This is a genomic window from Flagellimonas zhangzhouensis (assembly GCF_900102925.1).
Taxonomy (GTDB): Bacteria; Bacteroidota; Bacteroidia; order Flavobacteriales; family Flavobacteriaceae; genus Flagellimonas; species Flagellimonas zhangzhouensis.
Genome location: NZ_FNKI01000001.1, coordinates 170,680 through 193,761 on the forward strand (window position 1 = coordinate 170,680; position 23,082 = coordinate 193,761).

Here is a 23,082-nt window from a genome sequence, read left to right on the forward strand (position 1 = left end):
GATTTTGTTTGTATATCCTAATTTTGAAATTATATTTGCACCCGCTTTAGGCGATGGTACCTTAGCTCAGTTGGTAGAGCAACGGACTGAAAATCCGTGTGTCCCTGGTTCGATTCCTGGAGGTACCACAAAAAAACCCGCAAACTTTGTTTGTGGGTTTTTTGTTTTTAGCTTCTTTTTATTTAGTAGCAATATCACCTTCACCTGGAGGCACTATCACAAATCCGTAATCCACACTATTTGGAACGTTGTACTTTTCCCAATACACTCCTCCAATTGCAGCTATTTGGCTTTTTTTGTCTCTGATTTCAAGTCCATATTCTCCGAAAAAAATTTCAGGTCCTATGTCAAATGAAATAGAGTCTGTATCTACAAAAGGGAATACCTTATATTCATTTGGCTCCAAGGTAAATTTATCTTTGATAGTTACAATTTTGTCCGTGTTATTGAGTAGAAATATTCTATATGAAGCTTCAGTTTTCAAATATTCGTCTGGAATCATGTAAGATTCATGCCCTACTTCAAGAATTTCATTTTGATTTTTGTTTTTATACTTTTTTGGAGCTTTCTTTTCTTTAATTAAGAAAAAACTCAGTATTGCGAATATGAATATACCAACTATTAATAATCCATATTGGAATAAGCCAGTAAGAAGAAGTACTACAAATCCATCTTGAGGAATTCTATTCGTTTTTTGAAAGAGTACATTTATTATGTTGTAATAGTCCATTAAGTAATGGCAGAGAATACAGATTATACTAACTATATAAAGTCCAACAATTTTAAAAGCTCTTTTATTCATCCCATATTTCTGAGTACGCCTAAAATGTTTTTGTTGCCATGTTTTTAACTTCCAGCGATTTCCTCATTCTTTTAATGTACTACAACTAGTTTGTATAAATATAAAAACACAACTATACCCCAAAATAAGAATAAAATGGATGACTGGAGTTGTTTACTCCTTAAACTCAAAAAGCTCTTCCACACTAATTTCAAGTGCTTTGGCAATTTTATGAAGTTGAAGAAGATTGGCTGCCCTTTCACCGCGTTCTATGCGACCTATCATATTTCCATGAACCTTGGCTTCAAACACCAAATCGGCTTGGGTCATCCCTTTTTCTTTACGTAATCGACGTATCTGCTCGCCAAATTTCTTCAGGAATTGTTCTTCTTCTTTTGTCAAATCTTTAAGCTTAGCAACAACTTATTTATCAATCAAATCCTTCGGCAAAAAACTCAGTGATGCTCAATTTAAAATAGGTAGTAATTCTTTTGATTGTACTGAACTTTGGGTCCCATTTGCCAGTTTCTATACGTCCAAAGTGGATTCCCGTATCATTGTAGGCATCTTCTTGGGTAAGATTTTTAGCTTCTCTCAACCCCTTAACCCGATTAGCTAAGTCCTTTAAAAAGTCAACATTTTGATCGTCGGTATCCATCATACGACAGCAATGTCAAAATTTTGAAGGTCGAAATTAATGACGTAAACGTCATTTTGTATATTTTTACACAATCCCAAAATCTAACAATCCAACCATCCATCATGCCTACACATTCCATTTTACCCACTTTTTCCAACTATCTACAACAAGACCCCAAAACATCCCTACGGATCTCCTTTGCCTCGCTTATCATCCTCAACTATAAAAGCAGGCAATTTTTAAACCAAGTGCAAAAGCACAAGAGCCGCATCATCCTTCATAAACTGCCTCAAAAAAATCTGGCGGAGATGACGGTGCTGGACAATCCCGTTTTCAGTTTTTCCTTTCAGTTTTTAGTTCCAAACAATACCGAGTTCCATAGCGGCAAAATGCGCTCCCTACCCCGACCCTTGAACAACGGCAGGTACTATATGGACGAAGAAAAACTTGTACTAACCTATATTATCGATGCCCCAGACCCCTTACTTCGTGTAGAGGTGACCCATGTATACACAGGTATACTTGGCGTGGAACAGTTCCGCACCCCCCTTTACCGCTTTAATCCTTGAAAATTGCTTTATAAACAAGGCTTTAAGCGCACTACTCAACCATAACAGCTTCCCGTTTGCTGTTTTTAAACTCGCTAGGGCTAATACCGTACTTTTCTTTGAAAATTTTGGAGAAATAGCTTCTACTGGTAAATCCAATCGAATACACCACTTCGGAGATGTTCATTTCTGAATTTGCAATAAGGTCTCTTGCCTTTTCCAATCTTGTATTACGAATATATTCGGTTACCGTGTTGTTGTAGAGCAATTTAAATCCTTCTTGAAGCTTTGCTTGTGTTAATCCCGTTTCGGCCGAAATATCTTCCAAGGTAAAATCCTTCGCAATTTGATTATCCAGTTTTTTGGCGAAGTTGCGAATCTGCTTCAATTCTCTTTTTAACAAGGTAGTGGCTGGCCTTCTATTATTGATCTCCTTGTTGTGTTGCATCATGTGCATGGACAATATTTGGTACACCATGCCTTCAATCTGCATTATGCGAATCATTCCTTTGGCCTCTATTTTGTTCATTTGGGCCATTACATCGGCAATCTTAAGATTGTACGATCCAAAATAGGCGAACACCTGCTCATAGTCGGTATCCATAAATACACGGTACAGTTCTTTGTTCAAGTTCTCCCCTTGATTTAATCTTTTACGCAAAAACTGCTTGCGCTTCACTTGAATGATGCTGATATTGAGTTTTTCATCTTTTGGGAAATAGCGATCGGAAATACCTCCATCGCGATTGGTAAGAATTGCAGAATGGTATTGCTCCATAAACTGAATGGCATCCTCTGGCTGATACCCAAATTTGTGCCCGCAATACCCCTCCAAACAATAATAAAAACTAATTGGGTTAAAGTTGGAGGTATCCACTTCAATATACACCTCATCATGAAAAATGATATCCAATAAAAGCAAACTTCCGCCCCACCCAAAAGTGATGAACTTTATGCTTCCTTTGGCCTTTTCATTATCAATTTCAAGAACATGCTCCCCCCAACGCTCGGTAATTCTACCACCAAGTACATTTTGTAACTGCGCAACCGATTCGGCGGTATCTTGAGCATCGACTTTAATTGTAATCATATAGGTTGAGGTTGTTGTTAAAATTTATTCCAAATTCCCGAACTTATAAAGATAGGCTTTGTTTATATACGAGCCAGTTTAAAATATGGATTAGGCAAGGTTTTACAGTTTCATTTTGAAAAGCATCACAATTAAAATCATTTGGGTCAACCCAATTTACCTAAATCCAGTTACTTGCAAACACATAAATTAATGTATCATGATTTACAAACTTTCTAATGTAGCGGAACGCGAAATGATTGAGGAGGAGTTTGGACTTTCTTTTAGATATCCAAATTTATACAAACCAAACCCTGTCATTAACGGATTTAACGAAAGCAATTTGAGCGTGGTGACCATGGCAAACAAATCAGAGATCACATTTGCCATTTGGGGACTCATGCCTCAGGACTTTGAAGAGGAGTGGGCCAATTTTCAAGATAAGGCCAACACCCTTAATGTTCCTATTCAGGATCTTGAACATATCAATTGGATGAAGGAATCTCTTACCGAAAGACGGTGCTTAATAATTGTTACTGGGTTTTACACGCATTTGGTTAAAAAAGGAAAAACCTTGAGTTTTTATTTGCACCAACCTTCCAACAAGCCCTTTTACTTGGCAGGCACCTATAATATTTTGGAAGACGGTTTTCGATGTACGGCCTTGATTACGGACACTATGGACAGCTTTACCTCAAATTATCACGACTTGAGTCATTTGGCACCCGTTATCATCCCTAAAGAAAAAGCAGACACGTGGTTATCCAAATCTACAAGCACCAAAGACTTGAAGAAAATAATGGGAGAACCTGTTAAGATTGAATTGAAAGCCGAACAACTTTCCAGTGATTTTTTTGACCATTACATCACTACTCAAAACACCCCATCGACCACTAGGTTTGAAAAGCTTATGAGCAATTCTTAACAGGAATTTGGGAAAAAGCACAAGAAAATTAGCTTTTGAGTTAATGTTAAACGTAAAAGCGACAATGATCAAACAAAAATTAATGGAAATTTGTAATGTACTGATTAAGAGATAGTCAGACATTAACTTAAAACACTATCATTATGTTACGTTGGACAATCACCTTTATAATTTTAGCCATTGTGGCAGGTATTTTCGGATTCGGTGGTATTGCCGCTGGTGCCGCAAGTATAGCTAAAATACTATTCTTCATATTCGTTGTACTTTTTATCATTTCACTGATTACAGGAAGAAAACGAATCTAAAAAAGAAACATATAAAACTATCATTAACCTAAAACACACAAATATGAGAAAGTCACTAAGTATATTTATGCTTTTCATGGCCATGGCAATGACCTTGAGCATGACAAGCTGCAGAGAAACAACCGAAGATAAAGTTGAAGATGCCATTGAAGATGTAGGAGATGGTCTTGAAGAAGCTGGAGAAGACATCGAAGACGCTGCTGAAGATGTAGGAGATAAATTGGAAGATGCCGCAGACGAAGTTGAAGATGAAATTGACAAAGCAACTGATACTATTTCATAAACACTGAATAACCATTACAACTAAACTCTGGTACAACCTACCAGAGTTTTTTTAGTTTACACCACATTTAAATTAGCCAATAGATGCTTACATTAGAAATTGATTTAAACTCTCAACCTATTTGAACACTACACTGACCATATTATATATTATTACCTCCATTTGGGCCATTGGCGCCATAATTTATCATGGTCAGCGACCAAGCCGTTCTATAAGCTGGGTAATGCTGATCATTATTTTCCCTTTTTTAGGTGCCTTGCTGTATTACCTATTTGGAATGAACCGCAGAAAATTCAAATTCTTTAACAACCGTGAATTTGAACGAAAGAAAAAATATACCTACTCCCTAAAATCTTTAGATCAACCTTACTGGGTTAATTTCGAATCCGATTTACGCAAAAAAAAGCTGAACGACCTGATTAAAAAAAGTTCAGGAACCAAAGCCACAAATGAGAACAAGGTTTCCGTTCTGCAAGATGGTGGGGAAACCTTCAACACCTTGTTCAAGGCAATGGAAGAAGCCAAAGAATTCATCCATCTGCAATATTATATATTGGAACGAGGCGATTTGCTCAATAAAATGATCGACTTATTTAAACGCAAGATCAACGAAGGGGTCGAGATTCGAATCATTTACGATTCTTTGGGCAGCTATCATCTTCGGGGCAGACCTAGAAAGCACTTTCAAGAGATCGGTGTAAAAATTTACCCGATTATGCCCATCCGAATAAAAAATTTATTGTTTTCGCTCAATTTCCGTAATCACCGAAAAATTGTAGTGATAGATAACGAGGTGGCATTTACAGGCGGGGTAAACATTTCAGACAAATACATTAAAGGAAGAAACGAGCTGGGAAAATGGAAGGACATTCATGTTAAATTGGAAGGGCCTATTGTAAACGATCTGCATTTGGTGTTTTTAAAAGACTACTATTTTGCTAGCCGCGATGATGAATTTAACATCGATGACTATTTGGTGGAGCAAGAACCTAAAGGAAATGCAGTCGCACAGGTGGTAGCAGGTGGTCCAGATTCCAAACACCCCACAATTTTGCAACAATATTTGGGAATGATGAACGAGGCCGAGCATTCCATTTATATTGCCAACCCCTATTTTGTTCCTGGAGAAGCCTTTCTTCAAAACCTAAAAATACGGGCATTGCAAGGGGTTGAAATCACCTTGTTGGTTCCCAAAAAATCCGATTCCAAAATGGCAAAGTATGCCATGTTCTCCCAATTTGAAGAACTTTTGGAAGTGGGGGTTAAAATTTATCTACGAGAGGACTTTTCCCATAGTAAGATTATGATTGTCGATGACGATATTACCTCAATCGGTTCGGGAAACTTTGATGTGCGCAGTTTTGAACTCAATTACGAAACCAACATCTTGATTTATGATGAAGCAATCACAAAAGAAGTGTTGAAAGAGTACAAACTACAATGTGACAGGGCCAATTTGCTCCATTTGGAAGATTTTAAGAACAGAACCTTTGTACAGCGATTTTTAGAAGGCCTCTTCAAATTTTTCAGACCCCTACTTTAACATTTTTTTAAACGGTTTTGCATCAATCATTAAATGAAATGAGACAAGCCCGATTACACCCCTGCCCTAAATTTGTCATCAAATAAAACAATCATGAAAAACTTAATTTTAATTCTTTTTTTAATAGTAGGAACAGCGGTAAGCGCGCAAAGTATTTCTAAAAACGCACTTGGTATTCGAGTTGGAGATAATGACGGATTTGGAGGTGAAATCTCTTATCAACACTACCTAAAAGAAAACAATCGACTAGAGTTCGACCTTGGATGGAGAGACTCCAATAATGTAGATGCTTTTAAACTGGTAGGGCTTTACCAATGGGTAATGCCAATTGATGGCGGTTTCCATTGGTATGTAGGTGCTGGTGGTGGTGTCGGTTCTTTCGACGCTGGCGAAAATGATGGCGTATTTGCACTTGTTGCAGGTGACCTAGGTATTGAATACGATTTTGATTTCCCTTTGCTCATTTCCCTGGATATGCGACCAGAACTTGGATTTAACGATAACTATTCCGATGATCTGGACCTAGATATTGCACTAGGGCTTAGATATCAGTTCTAATAACAGCTTAAACACTAACTAGGAAAAGGGCAAATTGAATTTGCCCTTTTTTTTAATCCATAAATTTTAATTTTTTGAAAGAACGATTAAGACTTATCATTCTATTTTTTATACTATTTATAACCCTAACCCTTTTTATGTCAGAGCCTATTGCCAAAATACCCCAACCCATTAAAACTGAAGTAGAGCTTGCCTTAATGCATTTTCCAGAGCTTAAAAACACCCCCATTGAGTTTAAATTCAAAAAGGACATCAAGAAATCGGTTATGTTGGCACAACCTTCTTGGAACGACATTTTTAAACCCAAAAAGAACCGTGGCTATAAAATATTGATCAGTGAGAATTTTAAAATATCAGGAAAGAAATTTAGAACCGTTGATGTTCCTTCGGAAGTATTGATCGGATGGATTGGCCACGAACTGGGCCATATTATGGATTACCGACAACGAAACGGATTGAACCTTATCGGGTTTGGACTTGGGTATCTGTTCTCGGATAGTTTTGTGCGAAAAGCGGAGCGAACTGCTGACTCTTTTGCGGTGTCCAGAGGGATGTCCGACTATATTTTAAAAACGAAGAATTTTATTCTGGGGAATTCGGAAATACAAGATTCGTACAAAGCCAGAATCAAAAAATACTACCTATCCCCAGATGAAATTTTAGAAATGGTGAAGGAACAAGATTCCCTCAAAGGAATTGAATAATTAGACTTCCTGCGAAACAAAAGCTTCCCATTCGGCAAACTTCTCTTCTCCCATAACCCGTTCCATTTTAACCTGACCTCCTTTTTTCTTGTTGGCACCACTCCAATCGGCAAATACTTGTTGGGGCACAAACTTCACTTTTACACCTTCCAAAGCTTTGCTTCGGGCCACTTTGTAATTTTTATTGGCATCCTTTAAAAAGTCATCCAAAATTTGCGCAGCTTTTTCTCCTGCTATACTTTTTTCAGAATCAGTACCCAAATACCAAGAATGGTAAAAGCCATCATCAAAACGTTTTGCACAAAGGGTGTATTCAGGAATTTTAATATCCAAAGTTTCCTCCAAATGCTTTACCGCGTCGTTCAACTTGTTTACAGAAAGTTGCGAACCTACAGTGTTCAAGAAAAACTTGGTACGACCCGTAATTTTGATTTCAGCTCTTTCCACATCTGTAAAGGCAATGGTATCGCCAATAATGTAGCGCCAAGCCCCAGTAACCGTAGAAATAATCAAAACATAGTCTTCATCTTCCTCTACCTGATCTAAGGTTAAAGATGGGGCTTCGTTCGTTAATGAACCATCTTGGTTTACATACTCGGGTTTAAAGGGAACAAACTCAAAATAAACACCATTGTCCGTCACCAGCTTCATGGAAGTAGTCTCTGGTCGACTTTGGAAAGCCAAAAATCCTTCGGAAGCCAAATAGGTATCGATAATTTGTATCGGTTTGCCTAGTAGGGCATTGAAACTTTTTTCATAAGGATCAAAAGCCACCCCGCCAGAAGTGTACACCTGCAGATTGGGCCAAATTTCATGGATATGGTCAACTTTATGGTATTCAATTACCTTCTTCAGCATCAATTCCAACCAAGATGGAATTCCACTTAAAGCCCCAATATCCCATTGCTTGGCTTGCTTGGCAATGGTCAAAACGCGTTCGTCCCAATCATCTATTTGAGCGATTTCGTCTCCAGGTTTGTAATATTTTTTAAACCAAAAGGGAATATTACTGGCACTTATACCACTTATTTCCCCCTCTTTATGGCCATCTCGCTCCTGCAAATCTGTGGAACTACCCAACATCATGATTTCCTTTTCAAAAAAATCTGCAGGCATATCAAAATTGCTCAATGCAAAAATTTGTTTTTTTCCAGCACTTTTAATGGAGTCAATCATTGCATTGGTCACAGGAATTCGCTTGGACTTTTTACCAGTGGTTCCTGAACTCAAAGCAAAAAAATCGGGGCTGCCTGGCCATGTTACATCAGGTTCACCTTCAATGGTTTTATGCCACCACTCTTCTGAAATTTTATGATAATCGTGATAAGGAATTGCTTTTGAAAAGGCTTCTTGAATGTTGTCAGACGCTAAAATCTCTTCAAATCTATAATGTTTTCCAAATTGAGTGTCCTTGGCAGTTTCCAAGAGTTCTTTCAGTACTTTCTGCTGTTCTTCAACAGGGTTTTCATCACCGCTAAGCGTATCTTTAGCTTCGATAATCCCTTTTATGATGTTTCCTATAATTGCCATGCTGTGTATTTTTGATTTTATACAATCAAAATTACCCTAACCACATAGCGTAGCTTTACTCATTTGATTTTAAGATTGACTGAAATACGAATTGGGATTTACCCTATAAAAGAAATCGCTGCCAATGTTTTGTTCTTAATTTTTGGCGAAGCCTTTTGTAGCGGTTGAACCAATTTTTTGGACACCATGGAAAGTAATGGTTCAGGTGTATCATCGTGCACAGAAACACTTCCGTAATGTGCATTAATTTCGACGGTAATCAAAGAAAGATAATCCATCAAATGTTCGGCTTCAGAAATCAAAATCTTGATGACCTGTAAGCGAACGGCATATTCCAATTCCAACCTTTGAACATATGCCAATTGCTGTTTTGATGTTGATGATTTCCAAATGATTTCCACGGAACTAATTTTAAGCAAAAATAACCGAAAAGAAATTAATTTTACAATTAAGAAACATTAAATTAACATTGAAAAATATTTCAGTTGTGCTAAAAATTGAAGCTTATTAGAGCGCTAAAATACGCTGAATCCTACCAACAATTAATGTTAAATTGTGTTATCTGCTTTCGGGTCAACCTCTTAATATTTTCATAAATATGAAAATCAAATGGCACTATAGTTAGAAAATATCAAACTAACTCTTATATTTAGCGAATTCAGAATAATTTTAAACAAAAATGACTCAAGAGTTACTACAACAGGCGGAAGAATTTGAGAAAAGGCCCATGAGCCACATGTCCACCAGTGACAGGGTTGAGGCGTCCCGAGAGGCCAAAAGTTTAATTCTTTCCCTAAACGAGATATACAAGCGTACCAAGGATTCCAAATTAATGGAAACCATGAAAAGCCTTACAGAAAAGAAACGCAAAATTGAAAAGCGTTTGAAAGGCACACCATTGGTATAAGCATAAGTCTTAAATAAATTAAAAGGGTGTTTGGAATTCTAACCAGACACCCTTTCTTTTTTGCCTTTACTTACCAGAAGCATTCTAATTTATTGACTACAAGACATTTAATACTTTTTACAACCTGCCACCTATTACTTATACCCAATTACCATTTATATAGTCATTGATACCAGTTATGTTCATTTTCTTACAACGAATATAATTTAGGTTTATAGCTGCGAAGTTTTGGATAATTTCGGTATCCCAAGTAATCAGAACACGAAAAGAAAAGACTCAAAAAATGAACACTATTGAATCTAAACTAGGATACCTTTTTTGGTATTTTACCATTGCAATGTCAGTATATGCTCTGGTCAATAGCATATACCAATATCTTTATTAAACTATACTAAACACTACCAAGAATTCTTATAGTTAATAATGTCTCTCTTTAAGGGCGCCCAATGGGTGCCCTTTCCTTTTAATCCCATTTCATCTTGGGCAACATCACTTCTTTTTTATCGTGTGAGGTTTCACTGTTCAAAAGTACCTCGTGCAAAAATGAAATCGCTTTGTTGATGTGCGGCCCTTTGTTCAGCATTACACACTCAGCCTGAACGGATGAGGTTATATCGGTTATTTCTGATCTGAATGGCAATCCTTTTTTGGCCAGACTTTCCAAAACTTGTGTGGCCCAAACCACTGGAATGTGCGCTGCACTGCAAAAGGAAAGAATGCCCTCTTGCACCATCCCCATATTTTTCCAACCTACCTCAAGGGCTAAATCTCCCCTTGCGATCATAACCCCCAAATGTTTTCGTTGCATGGCAGTCAGGAGTATTCCAATCAAGTTTTTATAGGCTGATTGTGTCTCGATTTTTAAAATGACACCCAATTCTGGCTTGGCACCCAAACTTTCCAACTCGCTTAAAAGTTCAACCACATCCGCTTCGGAATTTACATAGGATACATTTACGATATCCGCATGCTGTACCACAAATTTTAAATCTTCGCGGTCTTTTTCGGTTAAACCAGAAATACCCAGATCCAATGCAGGAAGGTTGATTCCCTTTTCAGCCTTGAGCATAGCTCCCCCTTCTTTTGCCCTAGTAATTTTAACTTGAAAAGTTCCATTGCCCAAAGTTTCGACTTCCCCTGATATTTTTCCATCATCGAACAAAATTCGGTCTCCTACTTTAACCCGCTCTACAATTTGGGCAGGTATGCAACCAATCACCCCTGGGTGCACTAGGTTTCCTTTTGCATCGAACTTTGGCAAACTGGATGCACCAACCTCTCCAGTTACCGTAATAACATCTCCCTCTCGCACCAATATGGATTGTTCTACTGGAGGCAGTTCGCCAATTTGAGTTTCACCCAGTTTGGCCCGCTTAGGTTTCAAAATTGTTTCTGTTTCTAGGTAAATGGTTTTAGGGTTTTCCAATAAAACGCCATCTTCCAATATCTTAACCACTTTTATTTTATGAGACTTGCCTCTACAATCTTTGGTTTTAATATCGTCCCCAACCTGTAATTGCTTCAGCCAAACTTCATCAACGGGCACATCCAAAGGATCCAATACCGATTTGGAAGCTGGAACAAACTTTACAATAGCTGGCCTTCTGACTCCATTTTGGTCTTTGGGAGCTTTAAACCGCTTTATTTTCGGTCCCATCACAATATCACCCGTCCTAATTTTTGGTCCAGATAGGTCCATGGCCACTTTGACTTTGATTCCACACTCTTCTTCCGCCTTTCGAACGTTTTCAATGATTTTTTTCCAAACCTCAGGATGATCATGCGCACAATTTACTCGGGCACAATCCATCCCACCCTTCACCATGTCCAAAACCAGATCATAATTATTGGCAGCCTCAGATGGCTGAGTCACCATGATTCTAACCCTTCTATGATTCCCACTTTCACCAAAAAGATAATCGGTATGCTTTTGCAACAGTTTTTTTCCTTCCCCAATATTGAGAAAATCATCATCCATTGATTTTGGAAAATCACCAAGCAAACTATGCACTATCTCTTTTAAATTGATCAAACTCCCAAGAATATTCCCCTCAGAATTGGCCAATCTTGTTAACCCTAAATGTTTGAGCTCCTTTTGCATACTTCGGGCATCAAAACCACGAAATGCAGCATAGTGCGAAAGATTTTGGGCACTTTTTTTATAACTGGGACACACCTCATCCAACAAGGCATGATTCTCTAAGTTTTCCTTTTGAATCAAGCCAATCACCTCGTCAATTCGCAATGCAATAGTTTGAAGCTGTTCCTTGTTAATCCCCATGAGTTCTGGTTAAACCACAAATATCGGGATTGGTCATTTTCAAAATACTGACATTCATCAGTCTGGATTATTTTAGAAAAACTTTAGCACCCCAACCTAACCAAGTAAAATCAAAAATCTACCTATCTTTAAACAGCATTTGACGAACCCTTTCTAAAAACAAATGTGTTGAACAAGAACCTACTTTTAATCCTTACCAGAAATCCTGAACTTGGTAAATGCAAAACCCGATTGGCAGCCAAAGTGGGTGATGAAGCTGCTCTGGAAATCTATAAATTCCTAATTGAGCGCACAGTTGATTTCACCAAAGACTTAGCGGTTGATAAATGGGTTTTTTATTCTGAGAAGATTTGGGAAGATGATATTTGGGACCATACGATTTATAGTAAAAAGCTTCAAAAAGGAACTGATTTAGGCGAACGCATGAAAAATGCATTTTCCGAAGGTTTTAATGCTGGTTTCAAAAATGTCATTATTATCGGAAGTGATATGTACCACCTCAACCCATCCGATTTGGAAGAAGCTTTTGCGCAACTCGAAAATCATGATTTTGTAGTGGGGCCTGCGCAAGATGGTGGGTATTACCTTTTAGGCATGAAATCTTTAAAAGAAGAATTGTTTCAACAAAAAGCATGGGGCACAGATACCGTTTTGAAAGATACCTTAAAAGACATTTCAAATTTTAAAGTGTCACTTTTGGAAGAAAAAAACGACATAGATTATTACGAAGACATAAAAGACATTAAGGTGTTCGAACCTTTTTTAAAACATATAAAAGAATGACACAAGAGCAATTGAACGAATCCGTTGAATATTTAAAAAAACGAGGATTTGAAATTCCAGAAATAGGTATCGTTTTAGGAACTGGACTGGGGCAATTGATAGATAATATTGAAAATCCTATTGAGGCCCATTACAATCATATTCCACATTTTCCATTGGCCACAGTCGAGTTTCATACAGGTAAATTAATTTACGGAACCATTGAAGGAAAAAAAGCAGTGGTAATGCAAGGTCGGTTCCATTTGTACGAAGGATATGACTTTGTAGATATTACCTATCCAATTCGGGTAATGCACCAGTTGGGTGTTCAAAAACTATTTGTTTCGAATGCTGCAGGTGCGGTGAACCTCAACTATAAAAAAGGGGATATTATGTTGATTGAAGACCACATTAACTTGCAAGGTGGATCTCCTTTAGCCTTCAAAAATGTATCGCAATTCGGCAACCGCTTTGTAGATATGAGCGAACCCTATGATGTTTCCATGCGCAGCAAAATGGAGAAAATTGCCGAAAAAGAAGGCATTTCACTCCAAAAAGGCGTGTATGCTTCAGTTGTGGGACCACAGTTGGAAACCAAGGCTGAATACCGCATGATTAAAACCCTTGGTGCAGACGCCGTTGGCATGAGTACGGTACCCGAAGTAATAGTTGCCAATCATTTACGACTACCCATTGTCGCGGTTTCCGTTTTAACGGATGAGTGCGACCCCGACAACTTGGAACCTGTTAATATTCAAGAGATTTTGGATATTGCAGCACAGACCGAGCCCAAAATGATCAAATTGTTCACTGAATTAATCAAAGAAATATGAGCTATTTAGAAGCCACCCAAGATTTATATAAAGAAGCAGCACTAACGCCAGATGTTGGTTTGTGCTGTACCACCAATCCCGTTTGGCAATTCCCTGGACTTTCTATCCCACAAATTATGTTGGATATGAACTACGGTTGTGGCAGCACCGTTTCGGCCCAAGACTTGGTGAACAATCCCAAAATCTTATACGTTGGCGTTGGTGGGGGCATGGAACTGCTACAATTTTCCTATTTCTCTAGACAGCAAAATGGGGTGATCGGTGTGGATTCTGTGGATGAAATGCTGGAAGCTTCCCGTAAGAATTTTAAAGTTGCCGAACAGGAAAATGACTGGTTTAAAAGTGATTTTGTGAATTTGGTGAAGGGAGATGCCCTTAACCTTCCTGTTGAAGATGAAAGTATTGATGTGGCGGCACAGAACTGCCTTTTCAATATTTTTAAAATGGAAGACCTTAAAAAGGCCGTTTCAGAAATGTATCGCGTACTGAAACCACACGGAAGGCTGGTGATGAGCGATCCTATTTGCGAACAGCCCATGAGCGATGAGCTTCGTAACGATGACCGTCTTCGTGCACAATGCCTCAGCGGAAGTATTCCATTAAAAGACTACGTAAAAGTTTTGACCGATGCTGGTTTTGGCACCATCGAAATCAGAGGAAAAAGATCATATCGCGTTCTTTCTCCCAACCATTATCCAACGGATGAACTTATCCATATTGAATCCATAGAAATAGCTGCCATAAAAGACCCCATGCCCGAAGACGGCCCTTGTATGTTCACGGGAAAAACGGCTATTTATTTTGGCAAGGAAGAATACTTGGACGATAAAAAAGGACATGTTTTGATTCAAAACCAGCCTTTGGCCGTTTGTGACAAAACTGCAGCTGCCCTAGCCGAAGTCTCCGATGAGATTTTTATCAGTGAAAGTACATGGCATTACAATGGTGGGGGGTGTTGCTAACCCTCCTCCTTTTATTTTGCTATCACGGAATTTGACGTTTCGTAGTCCAAAAGAATACCCTCGGAAATCCATTTGGCCAAAGCTTGTCTGTTATCAGGATCCAAGATTCTACGCTGGTCCTTTTTACTTCGAATATTGCCTATTTCAATATAAGCAACAGCTGGTAAGGTGTTTTTGACCACGTACAACCCGCTTCGATCACTAAAGGATCCATTGTAATTTCGATAAGGCTGAAACTTTTTATACTTCCGCATAAAGGTTTGATGGATGCTTTCGGCAAGTTGTTTCCCATTCTTGCTCTTTTCATGGTGATAAAAGAACACATCAATATTGGTTCCTTTACTTCGACTATCTACATGGGTTACCAATAAACGTTGGTATTTTCCTCGGTTAGCATGATACAATTCATTTACAGCTTCAGTGCGTTGTTTCAAACGTGCCAATTGCCCTAACGGAATTGCTTCAGAACCTACCATTTCGTCGGTATCCAATTCCAAAACCCTTGCATCTCGAATGCCATCGTTTTCATCCTGAACAATAATATGTACCTCCGCTCCGTGGGAAATAAGTTCTCTAGCCAATCTCAAAGTAACATCGTAGGCATATTCATCCTCGGCAATCAGTTTTCCATCATATTTTTCAACTGCTCCTGGGTCAGGTCCGCCATGCCCTGAAATCAAATAATAAACGGTGTCTTCCAATCGATCACTAACAGTATCCACATGGACAAAATCCTTTCCGAATATGGGGTAAGAAGGTCTTAAAATTTCTGTCTCTACCTTTTTATTGGCCAATGTATCGGGCAACACATAGGTACGACCAACATACAAAGCTTCATCGGAACCCAAATTTTCAGCATTCAGTTCCACAAACTCGTTGTAATACTTTGTTGGACTTACGCCATGTCTTCGAAGTAAAGAATAAACTCCATCTCCCTGTTCAGCGGTAACTTCGGACAGAGATTCTTGGGCCAGTAAAGCTGTCGGCATCAAATTCAAACAAAGAAGTACTATAAAAGAAGGCTGAAAATAGAGTTTCATTTAATTTTCAATTTCTAGATCAACAAAATCATTCATAATACCATTGCTCAATAAACTTGCCAATTTTTGTTTATCGGTCTTCAACGATATTTTTTCATTCGCAGTTTTGGCATCATCATCCAACGTAATCAAACTAATAGCAGGAAGTATATTCCGCGCTAAATACAAACTGGTTTTATCCTTAAAAACTCTATCAGCTTTGGTTGAAGAAATATTGGAAACACTGTTTTGTTCGAATACATTCTGAATGTTATCGGCAAAACGCTGACCTTGCTCGCTCTTATTATGATGATAAACGGCAATATTCATATTCCTTTTCTCCACTTTGTTGTCCGCCCTAATGATCAAAACTCGCTGGTATTTACCACTGTTCTGCAAGTATTTTTTGTTGATGGTCTCAATGAAAGAATTCATTTTTTGGGTGTCGGACAAGGATGCGTCATCCAATTCAATTTTATCCATTATGTACACCTGGGCACCGTTGGTAATTAAATCAGCGGCGACACTTTTGGCAATATCCTGCACAAAACTTTCATCACCTTGTTCGCCAGCATATGCAATCAGATAATAAACGGCCTCCCTGAGCGTCTCACTTTTTAGGGACATCTTTCCCAACTCCTTATCAAAAATGGGGGCTTCCACATTTTCTTCCGACTCCACCAAAACTCCTGTCTTTTTAAAAGAGTCTTTAGACACAGGAACTTTATAGGCAACACCAACTTTTAAATCACTACCATTTTTTAGACCTTCTGTATTTAACTCCAGAAAATCTTTATAATGCTTTGCGGGATCCAAACCTTGCTTTCTTAGGAGGGAAAAAATGCCATCTCCTTGTTCAGCGGTTACCCAATAAAAGTCATCTTGTGCGGCAATGGAAAAGCAGGCCCAAACCCAAAGGAAAAGGGATAAAACAAACTTCATACATGTAAATTTTGGGTGGGATGCACTACAAATATGAAGAAAAAATACAGACGATGTTAAAGTGTACGGGGAAATTTTCCCACAAAACAGACCAACTTATTAACTGCCAGTTCTTTTGCCTTGTGCAAAGTGGTTGCGAACCACCAATTCAGCAGGCTTATTTTGAGGTGTAAATCGATTATCGGCATGACCTCCAACTTCTTCATGATCAATAAACCATTTCCAAAGAAATCCGCCAGCAAACCATTCTTCACTCCAAAACTCATCAAAAATCACTTGAATGGCATCTGCTTGAGCCTGAAGGTTCACATTCATTTCTCCGCGATCTACCAACCATGGTTTTTTGCCCGTAAAATCCATACTGCGATAACCGAACTCGGTAAACATAATGGGCTTGTTTTCCTTTTCAACCAAAGCCTGTAATTTAGTTTTCCAAGGTTTCCAACCTTCTTTCAAGGCTTGCATGGTTGGGTCTTTATCATCCGTAAGCGGAAAATAGGCATTCACTCCAATGTAATCCAATTGGTTCCAAAAAGGAGTTTCATCGTATTCATCCCAATTAGCGGCGTAGGTGATTTTACCTTTATACACCTTTCGTACATCAGCAATCAATTGGTTCCAAAATTCGGGACGGTTTTTTACAAAGGCTTCCAATTCGGTTCCGATGCAAAAAATATCGGTTTGGGTCTCTTCCGCCAACTCGGCATAGAGCAAAATAAATTGAGCATAAGAGTTTTCAAATTTTTCCCATTCCTCTTCGGTTTTCATCACCATATGACCAGTAAACTCACCACGCCAAATCCAAAGTTGGGGTTTCAACATTACTTTTACCCCATTTTCATGAAGAGTTTTTATGTATTGCATACACCCTTCCCTACGTTCCCCAAACCATTGTCGGTCGGTATTAAAAACAAGTTCGGGTGCTTCTATATCCCTAATAAACCCGTAGGGCATAATAGCGGCATAATTGGCATGGATATCCAATACGGGATTCACATGTACTTGTGCTACTTCTTTACGGGAACCCACAAAGCTAATCCCATTTACCTTTTCAGGTTTTGGAGATGTACAAGACAAAAAAACTAGGAATAAAACCCAAATTAATTTATTCATAACCAACTTAATACCTTCCTAAAATACATTAAATATAGTGTCAACTATATTAAAATCCTTCTAAATTATGGCAATGGATTAAGTTCTTTTACTTTAGTACGACTGAAACTGGTATTGAATCGAACCCATGGAACACATTGTAATTATAGGTAATGGAATCGCAGGTGTAACGGCTGCCAGACATATACGTAAGTTGTCGGACAAAAGAATTACCATAATTTCCGCGGAATCTGAATATTTTTTCTCCCGAACCGCCTTAATGTATGTGTACATGGGCCACATGAAATTTGAGCATACCCAACCCTACGAAAAGGGTTTTTGGAAAAAGAATCGAATTGATTTGTTGAAAGGGTTTGTCACGAAAATTGATGCTGAGAATCAAATATTAATTACAACAGATCAAAAAGAGATTCAATACGATCAATTGATTATAGCTACGGGATCGAAACCCAATAAATTTGGGTGGCCTGGTCAAGATTTGGAGGGCGTTCAAGGTCTTTATTCCAAACAAGACTTGGAGTCGATGGAAGAATTCGCTCCCAATAACAAAGTTTGTAAAAGAGCTGTGGTCGTCGGTGGAGGACTTATAGGTATTGAAATGGTTGAAATGCTTCGAACTCGAAATATTCCAGTGACTTTTTTGGTACGTGAAAACAGTTTTTGGAACGGAGTGTTGCCAAAAGGAGATTCCCAAATGATCAATGAACATATTTTGGAGCATCATGTAGATTTACGCCTAAATGCTTCGTTGGATAAAATAGTCTCCGATGAAAATGGAAGGGCAAAATCGATCATCATAAAAGAAACAGGAGAGGAAATTCCCTGCAACTTTGTTGGCCTCACCGCAGGGGTAACCCCAAATATTGATTTTTTAAAAGATTCAGGCATTGAAACTGGGAAAGGGGTAAAAGTCAACCGTTTTCTGGAAACCAACATTAAAAACATATATGCCATTGGCGATTGTACCGAACAGCACGAAGCCATCGGAAACCGAAAATCCGTTGAAGCCGTTTGGTACACTGGACGAATGATGGGTGAAACGGTTGCGCAGACCATTTGTGGCAATCGAATGGAATACAAACCAGGACATTGGTTTAATTCTGCCAAGTTTTTTGATATTGAGTATCAAACCTATGGTTGGGTATTTTCGGAAAGACGCAAAGCCGAGAACGAAATCCATTTTCATTGGCGACATCCCAAAGAAAAAATATGCATTACCCTTGCCTTTGATGCAGCATCTCAAACTTTTTTGGGCATCAACACTCTGGGTATTCGCATGCGACATGAAATTTTTGACCGATGGTTGTCTTCAAACAAAACCATTGATTTTGTCATTGAACATTTGGTCGATGCCAATTTTGATCCTGAGTTTTATAAACACTATGAAAAGGAAATTATAGCCAATTATAATTCCACCTTTGGTAAATCCATCCAACCCAAAAAGAAAAGTTTAAAACGAATATTCCAGTTCAATTAAGCCTATGAGCACTGTAGATAAAAGCATGGCCCTCACTGGGCAACCACCAGCAAGTTTAAGTTTAAACCAAAAATTGGCTGTGGTTTTGGGCATGGGCGGAATGGGCATTTTACTATTGGCCCTTTTCAACGTGACCTTTCCCAATAAAAGCCTTTGGCTCACCATTTCCATGTTGGCCATATCGTTGGGGACCCTCTGGTTTTCGTGGGATGCTTATTCCCATAAATTACCTGGAATTAAAAACGATGGGGTTTGGTTCAAATCCATTTCGAGCCGTGGACTTTTGGGATGGATGACAGGTTTGGCCCTCACTGGGTTTTATATTGTACTTTATTTTTACCCTGAATATTTGGGGTTAGCAAGCAAAGGTGAAAATACGGGAGTTATCTCCCTTTTTGACCCTTTGAGCAAATTGTTGAACGGAAATCCTGCAAGTCAATGGTTTGTTTACGGCACGCTTTACACTGTCGCTATTCTGATCTTTGGCATCAAATTTCTGTGGAAATACCGTCACAATCGATACGAGCGATTGCGTACGTTAAGTGTGATGTTCTTCCAAACCGCTTTTGCGTTCATTATTCCTGAATTGATGGCACGCTTAAACGGACATAAAATTTTAGATGGTGGAAGTCTTCCTTATTATGATCTTAAAAGTATTTGGCCACTCAACTATTACAATTTTGAAGGATATCGCATCAAAATGTTTTTGAGTTCGGGTAATATTGGCTTTGCTTTATTGATTTTTGCGATTGCCTCGGTTTTTATCATCACTCCATATCTCACTTATAAATATGGTAAAAGATGGTACTGCTCTTGGGTATGTGGTTGTGGTGGACTTGCCGAAACTGCTGGTGATGCTTTTCGACAATTGAGTGACAAATCGGTCAAAGCATGGAAAATTGAACGCTGGGTGGTACACAGTGTTGTGGTTTTTGTAACCTTAATGACCACTGCCGTTATCTATTCCTATCTCGGAAAAGACACCAGCAAATATTGGTTGACCAAAAGCACCTTTTTAATAGGGGTTGCTTCCTTTTTGACTTTGGTTTTTGGCTGGATCATGATATTTAAGAGAAAACAATTACAAAAAGATGCCCAATATGGGGCCATCGGGTACTTTGTGATCATCATGGCGCTGATAGGTTTCCATTTTTTTAGTGGAGATGGTTATGTGTTTTTGTTCAAATCTGAAACACTTCGCAAAACCTATTCCTTTTTAATCGGAAGTATCTTTTCTGGAGTTATCGGAACAGGATTTTATCCCATTTTTGGAAGTCGTGTTTGGTGTCGTTTTGGATGTCCAATGGCTGCAATTATGGGGATTCAGCAAAAATTATTTTCAAGATTTAGGATAACCACCAATGGTGGTCAGTGCATTTCTTGCGGCAATTGTTCCACCTATTGCGAAATGGGAATCGATGTTCGCGCCTACGCTCAAAAAGGAGAAAATATTGTCCGTGCTAGCTGTGTGGGTTGCGGTATTTGTTCTGCCGTATGTCCCCGTGGTGTACTTAAATTGGAAAACGGTCCAACCGACGGAAGAATAGACAGTAATCAAGTTTTGTTGGGCAACGATGTGGATTTGATGACATTAGTCAACCAGAAGTAAGCATCTCGTAAAAGTGGATTAACCCATTTGCATTTCAACGGTAAAATAGTCCAAGTTCCATTTAAAAGTTTAGTTTTGGCAACTGCTAACACTAACTTAAACCAATTTGCCTAGTGGCTGATATTAAAGTCATTATCCCTGCTTACAACGAAGAGGATTCCATCGGTAAAGTGGTTGCTGAACTTCCCAAACACGTTTCTGAAATTATTGTTGTGGACAATGCCTCCACCGATGAAACAGCTGCCAATGCTAGCAAAGCTGGGGCTACTGTTTTATCCGAAAGCAACAAAGGGTATGGTTTTGCCTGCCTAAAAGGATTGAAATACATTTCCGAACAATCCAAAGCACCCGATATAATCGTATTTATCGATGGAGATTATTCCGATTATCCAGAGGAATTAGACAAGATTGTTGCCCCAATTTTGGAAAATAGGGTGGTTTTTGTGGTTGGAGCGCGAAAAAAATCACTTCGCGAGCCAGGTTCGATGACTCCACAACAGGTTTTTGGGAACGATTTGGCCACATTTTTAATGCGCCTGTTTTTTAGGTCAAAATTTACGGATTTAGGACCTTTTAGGGCAATTAAATATGATAATCTCAAAGAATTGAAAATGCAGGACACAACTTATGGGTGGACTGTGGAAATGCAGTTAAAAATTTTAAGAAAAAAAATGCCATATATCGAAGTACCAGTGCGTTACAAACGAAGAATTGGGGTTTCAAAAGTATCAGGTACGGTAAAAGGTACTATATTTGCTGGCATAAAAATCTTAGGTTGGATCTTTAAATACAGTTTAAAATAAATGGGACTAACAATCGCTTACATCATCATAGGAATTTACAGTACAGCCTTGATTTTGATTTTTATGTACAGTCTTTCACAGTTGAATCTTCTGATCAACTACTTGGGCTACAAAAAACGAAACGAGGAAGCTCCTAAGTTCAACCTTTTGGATCCTAAAGAGATTCCATTTGTCACAATTCAACTTCCTATTTACAACGAAGAATATGTTGTTGAGCGTTTGTTGGACAACATCGCCAAGATAGAATACCCAAAAAGTAAATTGGAAATCCAGGTGTTGGATGACTCTACTGACGATTCAGTGTTGGAAACTGCAAGCAGAATCGAAGAGCTTCAAAAAACTGGATTGGACATTCAACATATCCGTAGGGAAAACAGAAAAGGATATAAAGCTGGAGCCTTAAAGGAAGGTCTTGAAATCGCCAAAGGTGAATTTATCGCCATTTTCGATGCAGACTTTTTGCCCGAAGGTGATTGGTTGAAGAAAACAGTTCCCTACTTTAAAGACCAAGAAATCGGTGTGGTGCAAACCCGTTGGGGACACATCAATCGTGATTACTCTACACTGACAAGAATTCAGGCATTTGCTTTGGATGCCCACTTTACTTTGGAACAAGTAGGTAGAAACTCAAAAGGACACTTTATCAACTTTAACGGAACCGCAGGTATCTGGAGAAAAGAATGCATCTTGGATGCGGGTAACTGGGAAGGCGATACTTTGACCGAAGATTTAGATTTGAGCTACCGTGCCCAATTGAAAAACTGGAAATTCAAGTATTTGGAGGATGTTGAAACTCCAGCCGAACTTCCAGTAGTGATCAGTGCAGCACGTTCCCAACAATTCCGTTGGAACAAAGGGGGTGCCGAAAACTTCAGAAAAACGGTTGCGAGTGTAGTCAAATCAAAGAATATACCATTCAAAACAAAATTCCATGGTGTAATGCACTTGTTGAACAGCTCCATGTTCCTTTGTGTGTTCATCGTGGCCTTGTTGAGCATACCGATGTTGTACATCAAAAACACATACGGTCATTTGGATTGGATTTTTGAAGTAACAAGCTTCTTCATCCTGAGCACTATAATTCTGTTTGTTTGTTATTGGTTCACTTATAAAAGTATTCAGGGAAGTAGTTTCGACAACTTTGTAGATTACATCAAACTCTTCTTTACTTTCTTTTCAGTTGCTTTGGGCTTTTCATTGCACAACACCGTTGCTGTTTTGGAAGGACATTTGGGTAAAAGAAGTGAATTTGTGCGCACGCCAAAATTCAACATCAACAATCTTACGGACAGTTGGAAGGGCAATAAATACCTGACCAAAAAATTGTCTCCGAACATGATTTTGGAATTTGCTTTAATGATATACTTCCTATTCGGAATGTACAGTGCAGTACCTTTGAACGACTACGGATTGTTCCCATTCCATTTAATGTTGTTCCTAGGTTTTGGATTTGTGTTTTTCAAATCCCTTACCTCTAAGGCCTAACCC

Annotated in this window: 25 protein-coding genes and 1 tRNA gene; 16 read left to right on the forward strand and 10 right to left on the reverse strand. The window is 38.6% G+C overall.

Annotated elements, in window-relative coordinates; all coding sequences use genetic code 11:
• Window positions 1-55: 55 nt before the first annotated feature.
• Window positions 56-128, forward strand: a tRNA-Phe gene (locus tag BLQ18_RS00680).
• 50 nt (window positions 129-178) lie between these two features.
• On the opposite strand, the gene BLQ18_RS16935 is transcribed toward BLQ18_RS00680, so the two are convergent.
• The 3 genes from BLQ18_RS16935 to BLQ18_RS00695 form a co-directional block, all read right to left on the reverse strand.
• The gene (locus BLQ18_RS16935; protein WP_175443693.1) at window positions 179-802 is read right to left on the reverse strand and encodes a hypothetical protein; all 624 of its coding nucleotides are present in this window, start codon (window positions 800-802) and stop codon (window positions 179-181) included.
• A gap of 153 nt (window positions 803-955) precedes the next feature.
• Window positions 956-1,183, reverse strand: coding sequence for a helix-turn-helix domain-containing protein (locus tag BLQ18_RS00690; protein ID WP_139150344.1), 228 nt, complete (start codon window positions 1,181-1,183; stop codon window positions 956-958).
• A 28-nt stretch (window positions 1,184-1,211) separates the two neighbouring features.
• A complete protein-coding gene (locus BLQ18_RS00695) occupies window positions 1,212-1,442 on the reverse strand; it encodes a helix-turn-helix domain-containing protein (protein ID WP_245668046.1) in 231 nt (76 codons plus the stop codon).
• A 101-nt stretch (window positions 1,443-1,543) separates the two neighbouring features.
• Here BLQ18_RS00695 and BLQ18_RS00700 point away from each other — a divergent pair, with 101 nt between their 5' ends.
• On the forward strand, window positions 1,544-1,990 hold the full coding sequence (locus tag BLQ18_RS00700) for a hypothetical protein (protein WP_139150345.1): 447 nt from the start codon (window positions 1,544-1,546) through the stop codon (window positions 1,988-1,990).
• A 31-nt stretch (window positions 1,991-2,021) separates the two neighbouring features.
• On the opposite strand, the gene BLQ18_RS00705 is transcribed toward BLQ18_RS00700, so the two are convergent.
• Window positions 2,022-3,059 (reverse strand): helix-turn-helix domain-containing protein, encoded by a 1,038-nt coding sequence (locus BLQ18_RS00705; protein WP_090291677.1) that lies wholly within the window; start codon window positions 3,057-3,059, stop codon window positions 2,022-2,024.
• A 199-nt stretch (window positions 3,060-3,258) separates the two neighbouring features.
• On the opposite strand from BLQ18_RS00705, the gene BLQ18_RS00710 reads away from it, so the two are divergent.
• The 6 genes from BLQ18_RS00710 to BLQ18_RS00735 all read left to right on the forward strand — a co-directional run bounded on the left by BLQ18_RS00710 (window position 3,259) and on the right by BLQ18_RS00735 (window position 7,356).
• The gene (locus BLQ18_RS00710) at window positions 3,259-3,963 is read left to right on the forward strand and encodes an SOS response-associated peptidase family protein (RefSeq protein ID WP_090291679.1); all 705 of its coding nucleotides are present in this window, start codon (window positions 3,259-3,261) and stop codon (window positions 3,961-3,963) included.
• A 143-nt stretch (window positions 3,964-4,106) separates the two neighbouring features.
• On the forward strand, window positions 4,107-4,268 hold the full coding sequence (locus tag BLQ18_RS00715; protein WP_090291681.1) for a DUF1328 domain-containing protein: 162 nt from the start codon (window positions 4,107-4,109) through the stop codon (window positions 4,266-4,268).
• A gap of 43 nt (window positions 4,269-4,311) precedes the next feature.
• Window positions 4,312-4,551: a YtxH domain-containing protein gene (locus BLQ18_RS00720; RefSeq protein WP_090291683.1), complete on the forward strand. Its 240-nt coding sequence runs from the start codon at window positions 4,312-4,314 to the stop codon at window positions 4,549-4,551.
• Between the two features lie 121 nt (window positions 4,552-4,672).
• Window positions 4,673-6,094, forward strand: coding sequence for a cardiolipin synthase (gene cls, locus BLQ18_RS00725; protein ID WP_090291685.1), 1,422 nt, complete (start codon window positions 4,673-4,675; stop codon window positions 6,092-6,094).
• 93 nt (window positions 6,095-6,187) lie between these two features.
• Entirely contained in the window at window positions 6,188-6,652 is a 465-nt protein-coding gene (locus tag BLQ18_RS00730) for a hypothetical protein (protein ID WP_090291687.1), read from the forward strand.
• Window positions 6,653-6,789: 137 nt separating this feature from the next.
• On the forward strand, window positions 6,790-7,356 hold the full coding sequence (locus BLQ18_RS00735) for a M48 family metalloprotease (RefSeq protein WP_175443694.1): 567 nt from the start codon (window positions 6,790-6,792) through the stop codon (window positions 7,354-7,356).
• Here BLQ18_RS00735 and BLQ18_RS00740 read toward each other — a convergent pair whose 3' ends face one another.
• Window positions 7,357-8,886 carry a GH3 family acyl-acid amido synthetase gene (locus BLQ18_RS00740; protein ID WP_090291689.1) on the reverse strand — a complete coding sequence of 510 codons (1,530 nt, stop codon included), beginning with the start codon at window positions 8,884-8,886 and terminating at the stop codon, window positions 7,357-7,359. It lies immediately after the preceding gene.
• Between the two features lie 98 nt (window positions 8,887-8,984).
• Window positions 8,985-9,287, reverse strand: coding sequence for a hypothetical protein (locus BLQ18_RS00745; protein WP_090291691.1), 303 nt, complete (start codon window positions 9,285-9,287; stop codon window positions 8,985-8,987).
• A 278-nt stretch (window positions 9,288-9,565) separates the two neighbouring features.
• Between BLQ18_RS00745 and BLQ18_RS00750 the strand changes: the two genes are divergently transcribed.
• A complete protein-coding gene (locus BLQ18_RS00750) occupies window positions 9,566-9,793 on the forward strand; it encodes a hypothetical protein (RefSeq protein WP_090291693.1) in 228 nt (75 codons plus the stop codon).
• Between the two features lie 463 nt (window positions 9,794-10,256).
• On the opposite strand, the gene BLQ18_RS00755 is transcribed toward BLQ18_RS00750, so the two are convergent.
• Complete coding sequence (locus BLQ18_RS00755; RefSeq protein WP_090291695.1) at window positions 10,257-12,074, reverse strand: pyruvate kinase; 1,818 nt, start codon at window positions 12,072-12,074, stop codon at window positions 10,257-10,259.
• A gap of 168 nt (window positions 12,075-12,242) precedes the next feature.
• On the opposite strand from BLQ18_RS00755, the gene BLQ18_RS00760 reads away from it, so the two are divergent.
• From BLQ18_RS00760 to arsM, 3 genes are read left to right on the forward strand one after another with little or no spacing between them, the layout of a single operon-like run.
• Window positions 12,243-12,857, forward strand: a complete 615-nt coding sequence (locus BLQ18_RS00760; RefSeq protein ID WP_090293616.1) for a TIGR04282 family arsenosugar biosynthesis glycosyltransferase — start codon at window positions 12,243-12,245, stop codon at window positions 12,855-12,857.
• The gene (locus BLQ18_RS00765; protein WP_090291697.1) at window positions 12,854-13,669 is read left to right on the forward strand and encodes a purine-nucleoside phosphorylase; all 816 of its coding nucleotides are present in this window, start codon (window positions 12,854-12,856) and stop codon (window positions 13,667-13,669) included. Before BLQ18_RS00760 ends, BLQ18_RS00765 begins: the two co-directional genes overlap by 4 nt.
• Window positions 13,666-14,631, forward strand: a complete 966-nt coding sequence (arsM, locus tag BLQ18_RS00770; protein ID WP_090291699.1) for an arsenosugar biosynthesis arsenite methyltransferase ArsM — start codon at window positions 13,666-13,668, stop codon at window positions 14,629-14,631. Before BLQ18_RS00765 ends, arsM begins: the two co-directional genes overlap by 4 nt.
• A gap of 11 nt (window positions 14,632-14,642) precedes the next feature.
• Here arsM and BLQ18_RS00775 read toward each other — a convergent pair whose 3' ends face one another.
• From BLQ18_RS00775 to BLQ18_RS00785, 3 genes are all read right to left on the reverse strand, one after another.
• Window positions 14,643-15,671: an N-acetylmuramoyl-L-alanine amidase family protein gene (locus BLQ18_RS00775; RefSeq protein ID WP_090291701.1), complete on the reverse strand. Its 1,029-nt coding sequence runs from the start codon at window positions 15,669-15,671 to the stop codon at window positions 14,643-14,645.
• On the reverse strand, window positions 15,672-16,592 hold the full coding sequence (locus BLQ18_RS00780; protein ID WP_090291703.1) for an N-acetylmuramoyl-L-alanine amidase: 921 nt from the start codon (window positions 16,590-16,592) through the stop codon (window positions 15,672-15,674).
• 99 nt (window positions 16,593-16,691) lie between these two features.
• The gene (locus BLQ18_RS00785; RefSeq protein WP_090291705.1) at window positions 16,692-17,705 is read right to left on the reverse strand and encodes a glycoside hydrolase family 113; all 1,014 of its coding nucleotides are present in this window, start codon (window positions 17,703-17,705) and stop codon (window positions 16,692-16,694) included.
• 127 nt (window positions 17,706-17,832) lie between these two features.
• Between BLQ18_RS00785 and BLQ18_RS00790 the strand changes: the two genes are divergently transcribed.
• The 4 genes from BLQ18_RS00790 to BLQ18_RS00805 all read left to right on the forward strand — a co-directional run bounded on the left by BLQ18_RS00790 (window position 17,833) and on the right by BLQ18_RS00805 (window position 23,079).
• Window positions 17,833-19,182, forward strand: a complete 1,350-nt coding sequence (locus tag BLQ18_RS00790) for an NAD(P)/FAD-dependent oxidoreductase (protein ID WP_090291707.1) — start codon at window positions 17,833-17,835, stop codon at window positions 19,180-19,182.
• A gap of 4 nt (window positions 19,183-19,186) precedes the next feature.
• On the forward strand, window positions 19,187-20,791 hold the full coding sequence (locus BLQ18_RS00795) for a 4Fe-4S binding protein (protein WP_090291709.1): 1,605 nt from the start codon (window positions 19,187-19,189) through the stop codon (window positions 20,789-20,791).
• Window positions 20,792-20,904: 113 nt separating this feature from the next.
• The gene (locus BLQ18_RS00800; protein WP_090291710.1) at window positions 20,905-21,594 is read left to right on the forward strand and encodes a glycosyltransferase family 2 protein; all 690 of its coding nucleotides are present in this window, start codon (window positions 20,905-20,907) and stop codon (window positions 21,592-21,594) included.
• Entirely contained in the window at window positions 21,595-23,079 is a 1,485-nt protein-coding gene (locus tag BLQ18_RS00805; RefSeq protein WP_090291713.1) for a cellulose synthase family protein, read from the forward strand.
• Window positions 23,080-23,082: the final 3 nt, after the last annotated feature.

Bases quoted from the DNA above. Each gene is read 5' to 3' on its own strand.
- BLQ18_RS16935 (WP_175443693.1), bottom strand. From the start codon at position 802: ATGAATAAAAGAGCTTTTAAAATTGTTGGACTTTATATAGTTAGTATA.
- BLQ18_RS00695 (WP_245668046.1), bottom strand. From the start codon at position 1,442: ATGATGGATACCGACGATCAAAATGTTGACTTTTTAAAGGACTTAGCT.
- BLQ18_RS00700 (WP_139150345.1), top strand. From the start codon at position 1,544: ATGCCTACACATTCCATTTTACCCACTTTTTCCAACTATCTACAACAA.
- BLQ18_RS00705 (WP_090291677.1), bottom strand. From the start codon at position 3,059: ATGATTACAATTAAAGTCGATGCTCAAGATACCGCCGAATCGGTTGCG.
- BLQ18_RS00710 (WP_090291679.1), top strand. From the start codon at position 3,259: ATGATTTACAAACTTTCTAATGTAGCGGAACGCGAAATGATTGAGGAG.
- BLQ18_RS00715 (WP_090291681.1), top strand. From the start codon at position 4,107: ATGTTACGTTGGACAATCACCTTTATAATTTTAGCCATTGTGGCAGGT.
- BLQ18_RS00720 (WP_090291683.1), top strand. From the start codon at position 4,312: ATGAGAAAGTCACTAAGTATATTTATGCTTTTCATGGCCATGGCAATG.
- BLQ18_RS00730 (WP_090291687.1), top strand. From the start codon at position 6,188: ATGAAAAACTTAATTTTAATTCTTTTTTTAATAGTAGGAACAGCGGTA.
- BLQ18_RS00735 (WP_175443694.1), top strand. From the start codon at position 6,790: ATGTCAGAGCCTATTGCCAAAATACCCCAACCCATTAAAACTGAAGTA.
- BLQ18_RS00740 (WP_090291689.1), bottom strand. From the start codon at position 8,886: ATGGCAATTATAGGAAACATCATAAAAGGGATTATCGAAGCTAAAGAT.
- BLQ18_RS00750 (WP_090291693.1), top strand. From the start codon at position 9,566: ATGACTCAAGAGTTACTACAACAGGCGGAAGAATTTGAGAAAAGGCCC.
- BLQ18_RS00755 (WP_090291695.1), bottom strand. From the start codon at position 12,074: ATGGGGATTAACAAGGAACAGCTTCAAACTATTGCATTGCGAATTGAC.
- BLQ18_RS00765 (WP_090291697.1), top strand. From the start codon at position 12,854: ATGACACAAGAGCAATTGAACGAATCCGTTGAATATTTAAAAAAACGA.
- arsM (WP_090291699.1), top strand. From the start codon at position 13,666: ATGAGCTATTTAGAAGCCACCCAAGATTTATATAAAGAAGCAGCACTA.
- BLQ18_RS00775 (WP_090291701.1), bottom strand. From the start codon at position 15,671: ATGAAACTCTATTTTCAGCCTTCTTTTATAGTACTTCTTTGTTTGAAT.
- BLQ18_RS00780 (WP_090291703.1), bottom strand. From the start codon at position 16,592: ATGAAGTTTGTTTTATCCCTTTTCCTTTGGGTTTGGGCCTGCTTTTCC.
- BLQ18_RS00785 (WP_090291705.1), bottom strand. From the start codon at position 17,705: ATGAATAAATTAATTTGGGTTTTATTCCTAGTTTTTTTGTCTTGTACA.
- BLQ18_RS00790 (WP_090291707.1), top strand. From the start codon at position 17,833: ATGGAACACATTGTAATTATAGGTAATGGAATCGCAGGTGTAACGGCT.
- BLQ18_RS00795 (WP_090291709.1), top strand. From the start codon at position 19,187: ATGAGCACTGTAGATAAAAGCATGGCCCTCACTGGGCAACCACCAGCA.
- BLQ18_RS00805 (WP_090291713.1), top strand. From the start codon at position 21,595: ATGGGACTAACAATCGCTTACATCATCATAGGAATTTACAGTACAGCC.